The following is a 15,046-nucleotide window of genomic DNA, read 5'->3' on the forward strand; positions in this document are numbered from 1 at the left end:
TCAGCCTTCCTGGTTCTTCAGCAGCGAGTGGCTCACGCCGTTGGCGGCCTGCGCAAAGCTCATGTCCATCTGGTATTCAGCCAGCGTCATCGAGGCGAAGTAGCTGAAATCGGCCAGCTTCACCATGGTCATGGTCACGTCCATGCTATCGAGCGAGTCGAGCATCTCCTGCCGCTTGCTGTTGATGCTGGTGTAACGCTCGTTGAGGTCATGGCCGTAGTCGCGCCACTGGCCCATCGCACCGTCTGCGCCAGGCCCCCGCGTGAACGAGAACGACACATCCGGCACCGGCGATGGCGTTGCGTTGGAGGCCATCGGAATCGGTTGCGCCGGCAGCGTGGCCGCCTGCACCGTCGTGGTAGCAACCGGGCGCATCATGCCGCCGAACTGCTGTGCCTCCGTGGGCATGGCGGCCTGCGTAACTGGAGTGCCGATGCCCTGCTCGACCTGCCCCGGCCCTTGGGCCGCATACGCGGCGGGGCTTACCTGTGCGGCCTGGCTGGCGCCGGCAGCACCGCCGGCCTGCGCCTGTGCGGCCTGAGTCGCGGCAACGGCCGCAATCGCATTCGCTTCGATCGACATCGTGCCCTCCTGAATTCGGTGAAGCGGCGGCAGGCCAGGCCCGCCGCCGCTGGGGTTGCGCGTCAGCTCGCGCGTGCGCCGTCGCGGACGGCACCGGCTGCCGATGCCGCCGTATTGCTCAGCGACTGGGCCGCGCCGATGATGCCGCTGGCGGCGGCGCCCTTGGCTGCAGCGGCCTGCACTGCCGTGGCGATCTTCAGCTGGTCATCGCCGGACTGGTTGATGCTGCCGATGGCGCCGTCGACGCCGGTGGTGGGTGTACCTGCCATGGTGCTCTCCTGGATGTCAGTCAAAAGGGTCAAAAGGAACGAACAACTTCACTAGCAACTGCTTGCGGTGGCAGCCGACCTCGCATCTGCCGGCTGGCCGCCGTACGACACACCCCACGCGCGGGAAAGGGGGACCCGCTGCGCTACGGTGTTTGCGGCTGGATCGGCCACGTGACCGACTGCCCGCCGCGGTCGAGCACCACACCATCTGAAGCGATGCTCTTCACCTGGAGGCCGCCCTTGAGCCGGGCGCCCTCGAAATACAACTGACCATCGCGCGTCTGCACAAAACGCGTGCCGTCTTCGTCTTCATACGTGCTCACAATGGCCGGCAGGCCATCGGCGCGCGGCGTGTCCGCCACGATGTTCGGCGGTGGCGGGCCGTCCCAGGCCACGTGGTCGACCACTTCGACGGCGGGCTTGGCGTCGCGCGCGTAGTTGCGGATGCGCTGCCACGCCTGCGCGCGATCGGCCGTGCCGCTCACCACGATGCGGCCATGTCCGTCGTAGGCCACGTTCAGCGCGGCCGTACCGCTTGTGCCGCCTGCGCTGAAGTACTGCTGCGCGGCGGCCAGCAGATCGCTCACCACATACACCTCGCCGATCGACACATCCGACAACCCGCGCGCACGGCTCAGCAGCGCCTGGTGGTCGGCCTCGGTCGGCACGTAGCCGGAAACGCGCGACGTGCCGTCCGACGCGGGCGTCACCACGATCTCCGCCGGGTCGCCCAATGCGTGACGGACCTGCGCTGCACGCGCTGCGGGGTCGCGGCCCCAGAGCGACCAGCCGTCGTGCCCGGCAAACGCCACCACACCACCGGCCAGTAAGACCGCAAGCCACAGGCCGATGCCTGCCACCAGCCACGTCCGCCCGCGCCCGGCCTTGGTGGACACTCGTGACAGCCACACCGCCGCGGCCAGGGGCAACCACGACGGCACGCGTTCGGCCAGCACTGCGGCACCGGCGCCTTCCACCGCGGCGGCCGGCATGCGGATCGTCCCGACCTTCTCGATGCCGACGCGAATGTCGCCCATGGCAATCACATCGCCCGGCACCACGCTGCGGCGCGTCTGGCCGAACGGCTGGCCGTTGAGCGTCGGCTCGGCGTCGTCCAGCCGCCGTGCGGACACCGCGATGCCGCCCACCTCGAACATCAACTCGCGCGCGGCGACGCTGCTGTCGGGCACGATGATTTCGCAGCTGGGCGCCGAACCGACCACGTTGGCGCCCATGCGCAGCGGCATCGATCTGCCGTACAGCGGCCCGCTCAGGAAGCACAGCTTCCAGGGCGATTTATCCGAGTGCGGCGAGGGTTGTGTGGCTGGCTGGTTCATGCAGTCGCGAAACAGGCGGCGTGGGCAAGGCACCGACACTGGCCGGCGGCTGGTTGGGTGCCGGCGTGTTGGGCAGCGGGCCCGGTTTCCAATCGGTCGATCCCGGCACGGGCATGCCAACGCCCGGGATCGACACGGCGGGCACGTCGTTCGGGTTGGTGCTGGCGGCGGTCAGGATGCGCGGGGTCAGCAGATAGAAACGCTCCATGTGCTGGCCGGTCTTGTTGGTGTACTTGAACAGGTTGCCGATGAAGGGCACGTCTGACAGGATCGGAATGCCCGACTTGGTGTTGTTCAGGCTGTCGGAGTTAAAGCCGGCAATCAGCAGGCTCTTGCCCTCTTCGATCATCGCCTTGGTCACGATCGAGCGCTCCTGCACCACCGGCAGCTGCGAGACGCGGTCGTTGGTCAGGTTGCCGTCGTCGATGTCGATCGACATCATCACGCTCATCTGCCCGGCCTCGTTGACGATGAGCGGCGTGACTTTCACGCTCGTGCCCGTCGTGATGCCGTACAGCGATGCATCCTGAAAGCCCGACACCGGCACGTAGAAGTGGATGAGGTTTTCAAGGATGGCCTCGGTGTTGTCGAGTGCCAGCACCTTCGGCTTGGCCTGCAGTTGCGCGTTGCCGCTCTGCGTGAGCGCATTGATGCGCGCCAGCAGGTAGTTGCGCAGGCTGCCGCCAATCGATGCGGTGAGCGCCATGCCGATCGGCGTTGTGGCGCCGGTCTGGCCGTCTTCCGTGGTGCCAAGATTGAACGTGAGCGGCGGATTGTTGCCGTTGCCGGATTGGAAATCGCCGTGCGTGGTATGCAGGCGCCAATCCACGCCCAGGCTGTCGAGCGAATCGGTGCTGATGTCGATGATGGTGAGGTTGATCTCCACCAGCCGCGGCTTGGTATCGAGCGAGGCAATCAGGCGCTCGTATTGCGCCATGTGCTCGGGCACGTCGCGGATGAGCACGGCATTGATGCCGGCGTCGGCTTCGATACGCGGGAGGTCAGGCGGTGCACCGCCGCCCGATGCTGCCGGCGCCTGCGCGCCGTAGCCGGAATCCCCTTGCGCGCCCGCCAGCGGAATCTCGATGCGCGGCACGTTGATGCTGTCACCGGAACTGAGCTTCATCTGCCGCGTCGGGCCAGTCAGCCGCATGGCGCGCGTGGGCGACATGCCGGGGCTGCTGGCACCCGGGTTGGGCGCACCCAGCAGCCGACGCATCATGGTGGCAATGCCGGGAATCGTCACGGGCTTACCGGACCGGTTGATCTCCACATCGCCCGCCCAGGCGTACTTGAGCGGGAATGCGCGAATCTCAGCGCGATCCATGCCGCGTGACGGATCGGCAATCGATGCAATGGCCTGGCGCACGAGTTCCACATAGCGCTTCGGGCCGGACGCGTAGACGGTGTTTTCCTTGTCGCTCACCACGAGCGGAAAGCGCTGATCAGTGATCTGCATGGCGCGCAGGATCTGCGCAAGCTCCGGGCCGCTGCCCTTTGGGATCGGGAAGACCTGCGTCTGTGAATCGTCCGCACGGTCTACGTAGATCAGCGAGCCGTCGTAGTACCACGTGAGCCCATAGGTGGCGCACACGGTGTTGAGCGTGCTGGCCGGCGGGCCCGAGAACTTGCCGTTGATGGTGCCTTCCACCTTTGGATCGACCACCGCCGTCACGCCCTGGGATGCCGCCAGCTCGCGGATGAAATCGCCCACCTTCTTGCCTTCGGCCACCAGCGTGTACGACCGGTTGCGCCAGCGCAGCTCGGCGGCCTGCACCACGGCCGCCGTCGTCAGCAGCCACAGGCACGCCGCTGATGCACTCCACTGCAGGAATCGATAGCGTTTGTTCACGCGTGTTCTCGCTCGGTTATGTTGTTGTTCGTTCGGCGCCATCTCGCGATCCCCCCGCTAGAAAGGCGCCACACCGCCGTAAAACACCTGATCGAGTGCCATGCGGGCAAAACGCAGCACTTCGCGTCCGCCCCACCCCGCCAGCACCACGATGGTCACCATCACCGCAATCAGCCGCACCGACAGCCCGATGCTCTGATCCTGGATCTGCGTCACTGCCTGCGCGATGGCAATCAGCAACGCCGATACCGTCGCCACCGCCACCACCGGCAACGAGACCAGCAGCACCAGCAGCAAGCCCTGGCGTGTGGCTTCGAGAATGGTGGCGCTCATGTTCATGGGTCTGTCTCCTTGCGTGTTCCGTGCGCTCTGTGTGTTCTGCGTTCAGGCGGGGTTCGTCACCCAGCCCACGGTGTTGAGTTCGATGGCTTCGTCGATCTCCTGGTACGACAGCACCGGCAGATCGCCAAACACCGGCTGCAGCATCGTCTTGACGTAGCGCCGGCAGTTGAGCGACACCATCACCGCCAGCGGGCGGCCATGGCGGTCTTTCTCCAGCGGGCGGGTGCCGCCAAGGATCTTCACCACCTGGTCGGTAATCGCCTGCTTGGCGTCACGTGTGAGGCTCAGCACGCTGCCCTGCTTGGTGTGCACGACGGCCTGCTCGATGCGCTCCTGTAAGGATTGTTCGAACAGCACCACATCGAGCACGCGGCTGGTGCCGCAGAACTGCTCGGTGATCTGGCGGTGCAAGTCCACGCGCACCAACTCCACGAGGCCGATCACGTCTTCGGGCTCTTTGGGCGACCACGTGATCAGGCTCTCGAAAATGGCGCGCAGGTTGCGGATCGACACGCCCTCCTGCACCAGCCGGCGCAGCACTTCGGTAATGCGCTGCGGGGGCACCAGACGCGTGAGTTCGGCCACCAGCTCGCCGTGTTCGCGGCGCATGATCTGGATGAGGTTCTGCGTTTCCTGAATGCCGATGAGCGAAGCGGCGTTGCGTTCGATGAGTGTTTCGACTTCGGCGGCCAGGCGGTCTTCAGCGGGCACGGCAGTGTCTGAAATCGCATCGCGCTCCGGCAGCGTGCCCTCGGCGGCCAGCACGTCCTGCACAAGCAGCGCGTAACTGTGGGCGGGCAAGGCCGCATCCCAGTTCAGCTGCACGCGCGGGAATACGGCGCCGAGCCTGCGCTGCACGCGCGACTTGGCTTCTGCCAGGCGGGTCTGCAAGGCCACGAGCTCGATCTCGCCGCGCAGGTCTTCCGACAGGCGCACCGCAATGGGTGCCGCAATGCCTTCCGCGGGCGAGCCTGCTTCGGGTTCAGCCAACCGCCGTGCGTCTGGGCCGAGCACAAGCAGATCGAGCGGCGGCGCCTGCCGGCGCTGGCGCATGCGGAGGAAGGCGGCTGCCGCGGTGCCGATGGCCAACAGCAGGAACGACCACTTCGGAAACCCCGGCACCAGCAGGAACGCCAGCAGCACGCCGCTGGCCATCAGCATGCCGCGCGGGTGGGCAGTGATCTGCGAGCCGATCTGCTGACCAAGGTGGCGTGCTTCACGGTCGCGCGTCGCCACACGGGTGGTGACGATGCCGGCGGCAATGGAGACCAGCAGCGAGGGAATCTGCGAAGCCATGCCGTCGCCCACCGTCAGGATCGCGTACCGGTGCAGCGCATCGCCAATCGACATGCCGTGCATCAACGCGCCCACGGCAATGCCGGCCAGGATGTTGATGACCGCGATGATGATGCCGGCAATGGCGTCGCCCTTGACGAACTTCATTGCGCCGTCCATTGCGCCGTGCAGCTGCGATTCCTGCTCCAGCGCTTCACGGCGGCGCTTGGCTTCGTCCGACGTGATGATGCCGGCGCGCAGATCCGCGTCGATACTCATCTGCTTGCCGGGCATTGCATCCAGCGAAAACCGCGCACCGACCTCCGCCACGCGCTCCGAGCCCTTGGCGATCACGATGAACTGCACCACCGCGATCACCAGGAACACCACGCCGCCCACGACGAAGTTGTTGCCGACCACCAGCTTGCCGAACGTGTCGATCACGTGACCTGCATTGGCCTGCAGCAGGATCAGCTTGCACGACGCAATGTTCAGCGACAGCCGGAACAGCGTCGTAAACAGCAGCACGGCCGGAAACGACGAGAACGCAAGCGCCGACGGCAGATAGATCGACACGCACAGCAGCACGATGCTGGCCGCCAGATTGAGCGAGATGAGCCCGTCCAACACGACGGTGGGTAACGGCAGCACAAAGAGCGCGACGACCGCCACCACGAACACGGCAATCGCAATGTCGTAGTTCACCAGCCGCGCCCAGCGCAAGCCGGTGAGCGGAACGTCCAACGCTGCAGCAAGATTGCGAGGCTTTGCCATGGAGCGCCTTTGGGCCGTGTGGGTCATAGCCCACGAATGTCCGTAGAAGACCGGCGCCGTTCAGCACCCGCTTCCCTTTCGAAAAGTGTAGAAGTGGGGGGCCTGTCCGCTCAACGCTGAAACTCGTAGTCGTGCGGTCAATCTCTGACGAAGTTTCGGGGTGGACTACGCTTTTCGGTAGTTCATCGCAGCGTGTGCGCGCCACTACAGTAAGTGCATTCACTTGCCACGCGAGAGGCCACGGTTGAATGCTTCGAATGTGGGTGCCGGCGATGTCCGCGCGCCGATCCTGTTTGGCGAAGAACACATCGTGGTCGATGCGGAATCGATCCGCCTGGGTGCGACGGCGCGCGCCGAGTCCTTCTCTGAAACCGCGCAGGATCTGCGGGCCGCGCACGGTGCGCAGGAACGGCAATTGCTGCTGCGCGCCGTCTTGCGCAGCATCGGCTTCGACTGGCTCTGTTACTACCGACTGACACGCATTGGGGAATCGATTACGCGGGTGCTGTACTTCCGTGCGTATTCCCCGCCGAACTGGCCCAAGCGCTACGTCGACGAACGCTACTTTGAAGTCGACCCGCGGCTGGCCTTTGCGTTGCGCTACGAATGGCCCCTGGTGTGGGACTTGGCGGACCTTGGAGCCACGCTCACCGCACCGGCGGATGCGGACCGCCTGCACCGCCTGCTGCAAGACGCCGAACGTGCCGGCCTGCGCAGCGGCATCAGCTTCGGTGTCGTGAGCCCACGCAGCCTAGAGCACAGCGTCATCTGCTTTGGATCGGGCAATAACGCCAAGGGTTGGATTGCCGACAACGTGGTCGGCCAAGCCTATGCCGTGGGGCTGGGCCTGCATGAATTTCTCATGCAGCACGCAAAACCGTTGCATGAAGACACGCACGCGCGTGCGCTCAGCCAGGTACAGCGTCAGATTCTGGAATTCATCACCAGCGGGTTATCGGACAAGGCGATTGCCGAGCAGCTCAACATGTCGCCGCACAACGTCGACTATCACCTGCGTCAGCTCAAGAAGAAATACGGTGCACAGAACCGCGTGCAGCTGGCCTATATGGCCGGGCGCATGTTCATGACATGAATACGCTCGACGCCCGCATGCTTTCGGCCGTGGACCAGGCGCTGGCGCGTACGCTGTCGCGCCTGTATCTGGCGCGCGCGGCACTACCGTTTTCCGTAGGCAGCACGCCCTACGAAGCGCGTTGCGAAGCGCATGCCGTACAAGCCGCGGCACAAGCCTACCGCTTCACGTTGGGCGATGCGCCGGGCTGGCTGCTGCTCGATGCCGCCGCTGAGCGCGCATGGCTGGCCGACGCCGCAGACGCCCACGTGCCGCAAGCCTTGCGCTGCGCGGTGCTCGCCGATGCCTTGGCGCCACTCGCACGGGGTATCGAACAACGCAGCGGACGTGCGCTTACATGGTTGCCGGAGGCCGCATCGCCAGAGGTCCGGCTGGACCGGCCAGACGTCCTGCAGCTGATGATCAGCCGCCACGACGCCGCACCCGTCGAAGACGGCGCCGCGCCATGGCTGGCGCGCGCCGGACTGCTGTTCGACGCGCCGCACGTCCTGCCCGAACTGTGTCCGACAGAGCTGACTGCGGAACCCATACCGCTGGCCGCCTTCATGGGCACGCACGTGCCGCTGCGCTTCGAGCTGGGCGCCACCTTTCTGTCACGCCGGGACTTTGCCGGCATTGCGCTGGGCGACATCGTGCGTATCGAAAAATGGCTTCCTGCTGGCGATGCATTGCGCTGCGTTGCCCGCGTGCGCGGGCGGCTGCACCTGCGTGTGTTCGGACAAGTGCAAGGCAACCGCATCGTCGTGGAAAACGTGGAGGAAAAGCCAATGACAACCGAGAACCCAGCCCCGAACGCCGCTACATCGGGCACGGAGCCCACGGCGCGCCCGCTTCCCACCGACAGCCTGGACGACATCGAACTGGTTACCACCTTCGAGCTGGAAGAGCGGCGCCTGTCACTAGCCGAGCTGCGCGCGCTGCGGCCCGGCACGGTGATGGAGCTGGCGCAGCCGCTCAACCAGGCCGTCATCCGCATCCTCGCCAATGGCATGCCGGTGGGTGAAGGCCACCTGATTGCTGTCGGCAACCGGCTCGGCGTGCGCGTATCGCGTTTCATCGGGCAGGCGGCACCTGGGCAGGCATAACGCCCGGCCCGCTTCTCCCTCAACAAGAACAACGCATCGACACACTCGACACGCACCATGGGAAACCTGCCCAATCCCGTAGCGATGATTGCCGTGGTGGCGGCGTTGGGCATCGCGCCCTTTGCCGCGCTCATGGTCACGAGCTACACCAAGCTGGTGGTGGTGTTTGGCCTGCTGCGCTCGGCGCTGGGCATTCAACAGGTGCCGCCCAACATCGTGCTCAACGGCATCGCGCTGATCCTGACGGTGTTCATCATGGCGCCGGTCGGCATGGACATGGTCGACAACCTGCGCGGGCGCAACTTCAACCTGAGCAGCCAGATGAGCGTGGATGACGTGATCGCCATCCTCGATGCCGCGCAGCCGCCGGTGAAGAAATTCCTGCAGACCCATACGCTGGAATCGGAGCGCAATTTCTTCGTCAAATCGGCCACGAGCATCTGGCCCAAGGAGCGCGCCGCCGGCCTGAAGAACGACGACCTGACTGTGCTCGTGCCGAGCTTCACCCTTACCGAGCTGATCAAGGCGTTCCAGGTTGGCTTTGTGCTTTACATCATCTTCGTGGTGGTCGACCTGGTGGTGGCCAACCTGTTGCTGGCGTTGGGGATGCAGATGATTGCGCCGACCACCATCTCGGTACCGTTCAAGCTGCTGCTGTTCGTGATGCTCGATGGCTGGTCGGTGCTCGTGCACGGGCTCGTGCTGTCTTATCGATAGAGGTGGCGACCATGCGTGCCAGTGCTCTCATCATTGCCGCCATGGCGTTTGGCGCTTGCATGGCAGCCACGTCTGCCGTGGCAGGCCCGCGTATTGATGCACGCGCCTTTGCCACGCTGGCCGCCACCTGCGCGCCGCACGTTGACCGCGTCACGCTGGAAGCGCTGGTGCGCACGGAGTCTGCCTACAACCCCTATGCGATCGGCGTGGTGGGCGGCAGGCTCGTGCGCCAGCCTGCCACGCTGGAAGAAGCCGTGGCCACCGCGCGTTCACTGGAGCGCCAGGGCTACAACTTCAGCGTGGGACTCGGGCAGGTCAACCGCTACAACCTCGCGCGCTTTGGCGAGACGCTGGAAACCGCGTTCGACGCCTGCCGCAACCTGCGCGCAGGCGGCACCATCCTGGCTGAATGCTTTGCACGTTCATTGCCGCGCTATGGAGATCAGCAACAGGCGTTGCGCGCGGCGCTGTCTTGCTATTACAGCGGCAATTTCGAGACCGGCTTCCGCCACGGCTATGTGCAGAAGGTTGTCGCTAATGCTGGGGACGTGCCGGCCATCGTGCCCGACGCCGCCCGTGGACGGATCGAGCCGATTCCGGTCGTGCCCGCCGGCGGCGGTACACCCGCTCCCGGGGCGCCACGCCCGGTATCTGCGCCCGCGCAGCCACGCGTGCTGACCGGCAGCGCGTGCACCGGCCAGACCGGCCGGCAGGTGATGATCCTTGCGTGTAATCGCGCCGACGGCACATCGTGCCTGCGCTGCGTGGCGCTGCCGCGCTGAGCGCCGCGCGGCAGCTTCCACATCCCCATCCCGGTCAGATCAGGTTCAGGCGGCCCGCAATGTAGGCCAACTGAGCGCGGTTGGTCGCGCCGTAGCGGCGGCGGATCAGGCGCAGGTGGTAATCAACGTTGTGCGCTGTGGTGTGCAGCTTGATGGCGATTTCCTTATCGCTCATGCCGGCGGCCAGGCACGTCAGCACTCGGCTTTGCATGACGGTGAGCGGTGCGTCTTCACCGGATACGCGCGTGTTGCGCGTGAACGTTTGCAGCGGCGCCCGCCAGACCTGATGCAGCGCCATGCCAAAGAGGATCGACTGGCCGAGCACGCTGTCGCTGATCCATTCCCGCCCCGCATGCGGCGAACTGAGGCTGACAATCGCATGGTTCATGCCCTTGCCCGCGCCCAGGCTGAACATCACGCCGCTGCGCAAGCCGTGTTCGTCCATCGTCTGCAGCAGCGCGCGCATCGCCGGCTCCATGCGCGCCTGGCCCCGCGCGAGCGATGCCAGATCCCACACCAGCGGCATGCCCGTGGCAAACACCGCAGGCAGGCGTGGGTCGACGGTGAACAGACGTTCGTCGCAGTAGCGGTGCAGGAACCGCGGCGCCACGTAGTTCTTGAGCATGGCCACCGTAGGCGGGGCATTTTCGTGGCGTTCGGTCAGCGCGTAGGTGAGCGAAGAAAAACCCATCAGCCCCATCAGCCCGGACACAATGCGTGCGCGCTCGGCCACCCCGCGTGCGGCCTGCAGCTCGGCAGCCAGGCGCAGTCGACCCGGCTGCGCGGGTGCGGGCTCGAACAGCAGCGCGTGCTCGTCCACGGAAATCACGTCCGTGCCCGGCGGCAGCGGTACGAAAAAGCGGTCGCCATTGGCGGCATCGTCCGCGGCTGTGCGCGCAGCCAGGGAATCGGCGTGCCCTGGAAGCGGCGCGGTGTCCGCCTTCGCGGACAGCGCATCCAGGTCGAGCTGGACGGAAGGGCTTGCGTGGGTGGAAACGCCAGACTGCGCGCCCGCTGCCTTGAGCGCGGTGCGCATGTCCATCAGCAGCGCCAGGTCTTCGGCGCGGGGGAAACGTACTGCCTGCAGACCATCTGAGCGATGTGCGGCGGCCATTGCCGTCCTCCGGTCATGTTGGAAACACCTGCTTGGCCGCCGGAATGTTTCCGGCCATGGCCAAGGCTGTTTCCCCCCCGGGGGATGACATTTGCTGCGCGGTGACCCTGAGCACCGCTGGGCGCAGATCGTGAAAAGCGACGTCCGGCCTACGTTTTGGCGCATTGTTGCAAGCCGGTGGCAACGTTGTCCAACAAAACTTTTTAGTGCCCCACCATCGACGCGGCTTATGTCGCAATGCAGCAAACCACGCCTCTGACAATGGCAGCGGGGCCGCGCGTCCATGCCCCTTGCCGCATGCCGGGCATCACTGTGTCAGGATTGACCGTGCGTTATATCCAACCCTATATTGCGGATAACGTTTCCAATCTGTCGCCGGCACCCAACGCGTCACCTCTCGGTTCGCGAGAATCATCCGGCCGGCCGGTGGCACCTTCGCACACTATCCGCATGTCCGCTTCCATCTGGACGCCTCTGCTGCTTTCACTCAAGGTGGCCGGCTGGGCGACCGTCCTGAACCTCCTGCTGGGCGTCGGCGCGGCCTACGCGCTCGCGCGCACGCGCAGCCGCCTGCGCGACGTCATCGATTCCGTCCTGACCCTGCCCCTGGTGCTGCCGCCAACGGTGCTCGGTTATTACCTGCTGGTGCTGCTGGGCCGGCGCGGCACGGTCGGCGGCTGGCTCGATAGCATGGGTCTCCAGCTCGTCTTTACGTGGCAGGGCGCGGTGATCGCCTCCACCGTGGTGGCGTTTCCGCTGGTCATGAAATCCGCGCGCGCCGCCTTTGAAGGTGTGGATCATCAATTGGAGAGCGCGGCGCGTGTACTGGGCCTGCCGGAGGCCGCCGTGTTCTTCCGCGTCACGCTGCCGCTGGCCGCACGCGGCATCGCCGCCGGCGTTCTGCTGGCGTTTGCGCGCGCATTGGGCGAGTTTGGTGCCACGCTCATGATCGCCGGCAATCTGCCCGGCCGTACGCAGACGCTTTCCGTCGCCATCTACGAAGCCGTGCAGGCCGGCGACGACGCCACGGCCAACACGCTGGTGCTGATCACCTCGCTCACCTGCATCGTGGTACTGGTGGTGGCCAGCCGCCTGCTGCAGGCGCGCGCGCCGAGCCTGCAGGAGCAACTGGCATGAGCGGCGGCATGATCGATCTCGTCGTGCAGAAAACGCTCACCAGCGCAGCGCGCGTGTTCTCGCTCGACGTTGCCGTGCGCTCGGACAGCCGGCGCGTGGTGCTGTACGGCCCGTCGGGCGCCGGCAAGAGCCTCACGCTGCGCGCCATTGCGGGCCTCATGACGCCCGAGCGCGGCCGCATCGTGCTCAACGGCCGCACGCTGTTCGACCACGCTGAGAGCATCAGCCTGAGCGCGCAGGAACGCCGCGTCGGCTACCTCTTCCAGGACTACGCGCTCTTCAACCACCTGACGGTGGCGCAGAACATTGCGTTCGGGCTCAAGCGCGGGTGGTTCAACCCGCCGCGCCGCACACGCGATCCACGCGTGCAGCAGTGGATCGACACGTTCGAGCTGGGCACCGTCGCCGCCAATTACCCGTCGCAGATTTCCGGCGGCCAGCGCCAGCGTGTGGCACTTGCCCGCGCGCTGATCGCCGAGCCCTCCATGCTGCTGTTGGACGAGCCCTTTGCCGCACTGGACCCGGCACTGCGCACGCGCATGCGTTCGGAGCTGTCCGCCCTGCAAGCGCGGCTGCAGATACCCATGCTGATGATCACGCACGACCCGGCCGATGTGGAGATCTTCGGAGACCACGTATTCGAGTTGCGCGATGGCCGCGTCGTGGCCGATGCCGTGCGCGCACACGATGCGGCGCCGCTGTCGCCGTATCCACATCTGACGGCAGTGGTAAAGCGCTAGAAAACGCCCAGCGCAAGCCCGGTTGCCACGGCCTGACCCAGGACGCGGCAGCGCTCCAGATCATCTGCGCCAATCTGCTTGGGGGCCAGGATGGCCTCGGGCGTTTGCGCATGCGTGCAGACGATGATCGGCTCGGCCACGGGCTTGAGCCGCCAGCCGGCGGCAATGCGCTCAATCTGGCGCACCGCGTTCAGGCCATCGCTGCCTGCACAGATCAGGCACGCGTATGGCCGGCCGTTGATACGGTCGAGCGCGGGGTAATAGCAGCGGTCGAAAAAATCCTTGAGCTGCCCGCTGATGGCCGCGAGGTTTTCCGGTGTCGCGAAGAGATAGCCGTCTGCCCCGAGCACATCGTCGGGGCCGGCTTGGGTTGCGTGCATCAACCGCACGGCAACGCCGCCCTCTTCTGCGGCACCCGCCTGCGCGGCCTCGGCCATCTGGCGCGCGCCGCCCGTCATCGAGTGGTAGACGATCAGCAAGGTCTTGGGCGTCATGGGCGCTTCAGGCCAATCCCAGAATCACACTCGATGCCTCGAACACCGCCACCGCTTCCACGCCTTCGGCCAGTGCCAGGGTTTCCACAGCCGTGCGCGAGAGCATGGCCACCAGCACGGTCTCGCCCGCGGACGTGGCATTCGCGTCCAGCAGGCTCAGGCGCACTTCGGCCTGCACCGCGCCATCGCGGATTTCCGTAACGACGCACGGCAATTGGTTCTCTGCGGAGACGCGCCACTCGCCGGCGCCGCGCATCAGCATCACGGCAGGCGCCTTGATGAGCGCCACGGCCTGCACCCCAGGCGCTAGCCCCAGCACGCGCGTGCTTTCCCGCGTGATGGTGGCGGCAACCGCCTGCCCGCCGGGCAGGCGCAGCGTCACCACATCATTGACAGCACCCGACGCTACCGATTCCACCGTGCCGAACAGCGTGTTGCGCGCGCTCGTGCGCAGCATGAGGCGGCGTAGCAGGTTGACGTCTTCGCTGGCAGCGTGCGCGGCGGCATCCAGGCGATCGACAAAGCGACGGTGCTCGGCTTCCAGCACGCGGAAGCTCTCGATCAGCCGTTGCGCGCGCGGCGTCAGCACACTGCCACCGCCGCCCTTGCCGCCCGTGGTGCGCACCACCAGCGGCTCGCCGGCCAGGTTGTTCATGGTGTCGATGGCGTCCCACGCGGCCTTGTAGGAAAGACCTACGGCTTTTGCGCCTGCGGTGATGGAGCCGGTCTGTCCGATGGCAGCCAGCAGTTCGATTCGGCCGCGCCCGCCCCAATTGTCTTCACCGGCGCGCAGCCAGATGGTGCCGTCGAGTTCCAGCATGTCGTCTCGTCTTGGATGGAGATTGCAACATGCAGGATGTTAACGTGTTAACGCCGATTCGCTGGCTCAAGCCGCCGCCAGGCGCGGCGTACGCACATGCAGCAGCACCGAGCGCGAGAGCAGCAGACCGCCCAGGAAGCCGAACAGCGCGCTGAACATCGCCATGAAGCTGGCAGAGTGCGAGACTTCCGGGTGCATCGCCAGCATCACGTTGTAGGCATAGCGGGCGGCGAACAGGCCCACGATCACCACCATCGGCACCCAGCTTCCGGGCACGCGAACGGTGCGGGCCGTTTCAGACACGGCGCCGTTGGGCGGCGACATGTATGTCAACAGGAACGCCACCAGAACGGCCACCAGCCACATCGTGAGCGCAAGCGGGCTGCCATGGCTTGCCATCGACACTCCGTAAAGCGAATACGCGGCCACCACCAGCGGCAGCACGATCAGACGGCGGCGCGACACGATGCGGGACTGCATCTGACGCATCCCGATGCCAATCAGCACGGCAAACACCACGAACACCCAGGTGGGCGTATGCGAGACGATGGAGGTGATCGATTCGAGCATGGCGGTCTCCCTGTTGGAATGACGCCAGCTTAGGTGCCGGCCCCCGCACGCGGGAGCGGATTG

General features: G+C 65.9%; 15 protein-coding genes and 1 pseudogene. 6 read left to right on the forward strand and 10 right to left on the reverse strand.

The genetic code is table 11. The features are described 5' to 3' along the window. The 6 genes and pseudogenes from ACTJK6_RS11090 to ACTJK6_RS11115 form a co-directional block, all read right to left on the reverse strand. Entirely contained in the window at positions 1–582 is a 582-nt protein-coding gene (locus ACTJK6_RS11090; RefSeq protein WP_440077312.1) for a hypothetical protein, read from the reverse strand. A gap of 62 nt (positions 583–644) precedes the next feature. After that, a complete protein-coding gene (locus ACTJK6_RS11095; RefSeq protein WP_024978640.1) occupies positions 645–851 on the reverse strand; it encodes a hypothetical protein in 207 nt (68 codons plus the stop codon). A gap of 143 nt (positions 852–994) precedes the next feature. Further along, complete coding sequence (locus tag ACTJK6_RS11100) at positions 995–2,188, reverse strand: FHA domain-containing protein (protein WP_316879456.1); 1,194 nt, start codon at positions 2,186–2,188, stop codon at positions 995–997. Then, positions 2,148–4,082, reverse strand: coding sequence for a type III secretion system outer membrane ring subunit SctC (gene sctC, locus ACTJK6_RS11105; protein WP_394372659.1), 1,935 nt, complete (start codon positions 4,080–4,082; stop codon positions 2,148–2,150). Before sctC ends, ACTJK6_RS11100 begins: the two co-directional genes overlap by 41 nt. Positions 4,083–4,097: 15 nt before the next feature. Further along, positions 4,098–4,373 (reverse strand): type III secretion system export apparatus subunit SctS, encoded by a 276-nt coding sequence (gene sctS / locus ACTJK6_RS11110; protein ID WP_024978637.1) that lies wholly within the window; start codon positions 4,371–4,373, stop codon positions 4,098–4,100. Positions 4,374–4,424: 51 nt separating this feature from the next. Then, positions 4,425–6,465: pseudogene (locus tag ACTJK6_RS11115) on the reverse strand (FHIPEP family type III secretion protein). Between the two features lie 210 nt (positions 6,466–6,675). Between ACTJK6_RS11115 and ACTJK6_RS11120 the strand changes: the two are divergent. Genes ACTJK6_RS11120 through ACTJK6_RS11135 form a run of 4 tightly spaced genes read left to right on the forward strand, consistent with a single transcriptional unit; the run spans position 6,676 to position 10,108 of the window. Then, a complete protein-coding gene (locus tag ACTJK6_RS11120; protein WP_232039742.1) occupies positions 6,676–7,524 on the forward strand; it encodes a helix-turn-helix transcriptional regulator in 849 nt (282 codons plus the stop codon). After that, positions 7,521–8,609, forward strand: a complete 1,089-nt coding sequence (locus tag ACTJK6_RS11125; protein WP_440476833.1) for a FliM/FliN family flagellar motor switch protein — start codon at positions 7,521–7,523, stop codon at positions 8,607–8,609. The genes ACTJK6_RS11120 and ACTJK6_RS11125 overlap by 4 nt, the downstream gene beginning before the upstream one ends. 57 nt (positions 8,610–8,666) lie before the next feature. After that, positions 8,667–9,326 carry a type III secretion system export apparatus subunit SctR gene (gene sctR, locus ACTJK6_RS11130; protein ID WP_045201601.1) on the forward strand — a complete coding sequence of 220 codons (660 nt, stop codon included), beginning with the start codon at positions 8,667–8,669 and terminating at the stop codon, positions 9,324–9,326. Between the two features lie 11 nt (positions 9,327–9,337). After that, a complete protein-coding gene (locus ACTJK6_RS11135) occupies positions 9,338–10,108 on the forward strand; it encodes a lytic transglycosylase domain-containing protein (RefSeq protein ID WP_440839052.1) in 771 nt (256 codons plus the stop codon). Positions 10,109–10,142: 34 nt separating this feature from the next. Here the strand turns inward: ACTJK6_RS11135 and ACTJK6_RS11140 are convergent, their stop codons facing one another. Beyond that, the gene (locus ACTJK6_RS11140; RefSeq protein WP_414561982.1) at positions 10,143–11,222 is read right to left on the reverse strand and encodes a helix-turn-helix transcriptional regulator; all 1,080 of its coding nucleotides are present in this window, start codon (positions 11,220–11,222) and stop codon (positions 10,143–10,145) included. Between the two features lie 450 nt (positions 11,223–11,672). Here ACTJK6_RS11140 and modB point away from each other — a divergent pair, with 450 nt between their 5' ends. Beyond that, positions 11,673–12,359, forward strand: coding sequence for a molybdate ABC transporter permease subunit (gene modB, locus ACTJK6_RS11145; protein WP_440839053.1), 687 nt, complete (start codon positions 11,673–11,675; stop codon positions 12,357–12,359). Next, entirely contained in the window at positions 12,356–13,099 is a 744-nt protein-coding gene (locus ACTJK6_RS11150) for an ABC transporter ATP-binding protein (protein WP_232039746.1), read from the forward strand. Before modB ends, ACTJK6_RS11150 begins: the two co-directional genes overlap by 4 nt. Here the strand turns inward: ACTJK6_RS11150 and ACTJK6_RS11155 are convergent. From ACTJK6_RS11155 to ACTJK6_RS11165, 3 genes are all read right to left on the reverse strand, one after another. Beyond that, positions 13,096–13,593, reverse strand: coding sequence for a flavodoxin family protein (locus ACTJK6_RS11155; protein ID WP_440817807.1), 498 nt, complete (start codon positions 13,591–13,593; stop codon positions 13,096–13,098). The genes ACTJK6_RS11150 and ACTJK6_RS11155 overlap by 4 nt on opposite strands. Before the next feature lie 7 nt (positions 13,594–13,600). Beyond that, positions 13,601–14,413 carry a TOBE domain-containing protein gene (locus ACTJK6_RS11160; protein WP_440839054.1) on the reverse strand — a complete coding sequence of 271 codons (813 nt, stop codon included), beginning with the start codon at positions 14,411–14,413 and terminating at the stop codon, positions 13,601–13,603. 66 nt (positions 14,414–14,479) lie between these two features. After that, entirely contained in the window at positions 14,480–14,983 is a 504-nt protein-coding gene (locus tag ACTJK6_RS11165; RefSeq protein ID WP_316870818.1) for a DUF6622 family protein, read from the reverse strand. Positions 14,984–15,046: the final 63 nt, after the last annotated feature.

Source organism: Ralstonia sp. 22086 (assembly GCF_052045975.1).
Lineage (GTDB): Bacteria > Pseudomonadota > Gammaproteobacteria > Burkholderiales > Burkholderiaceae > Ralstonia > Ralstonia wenshanensis.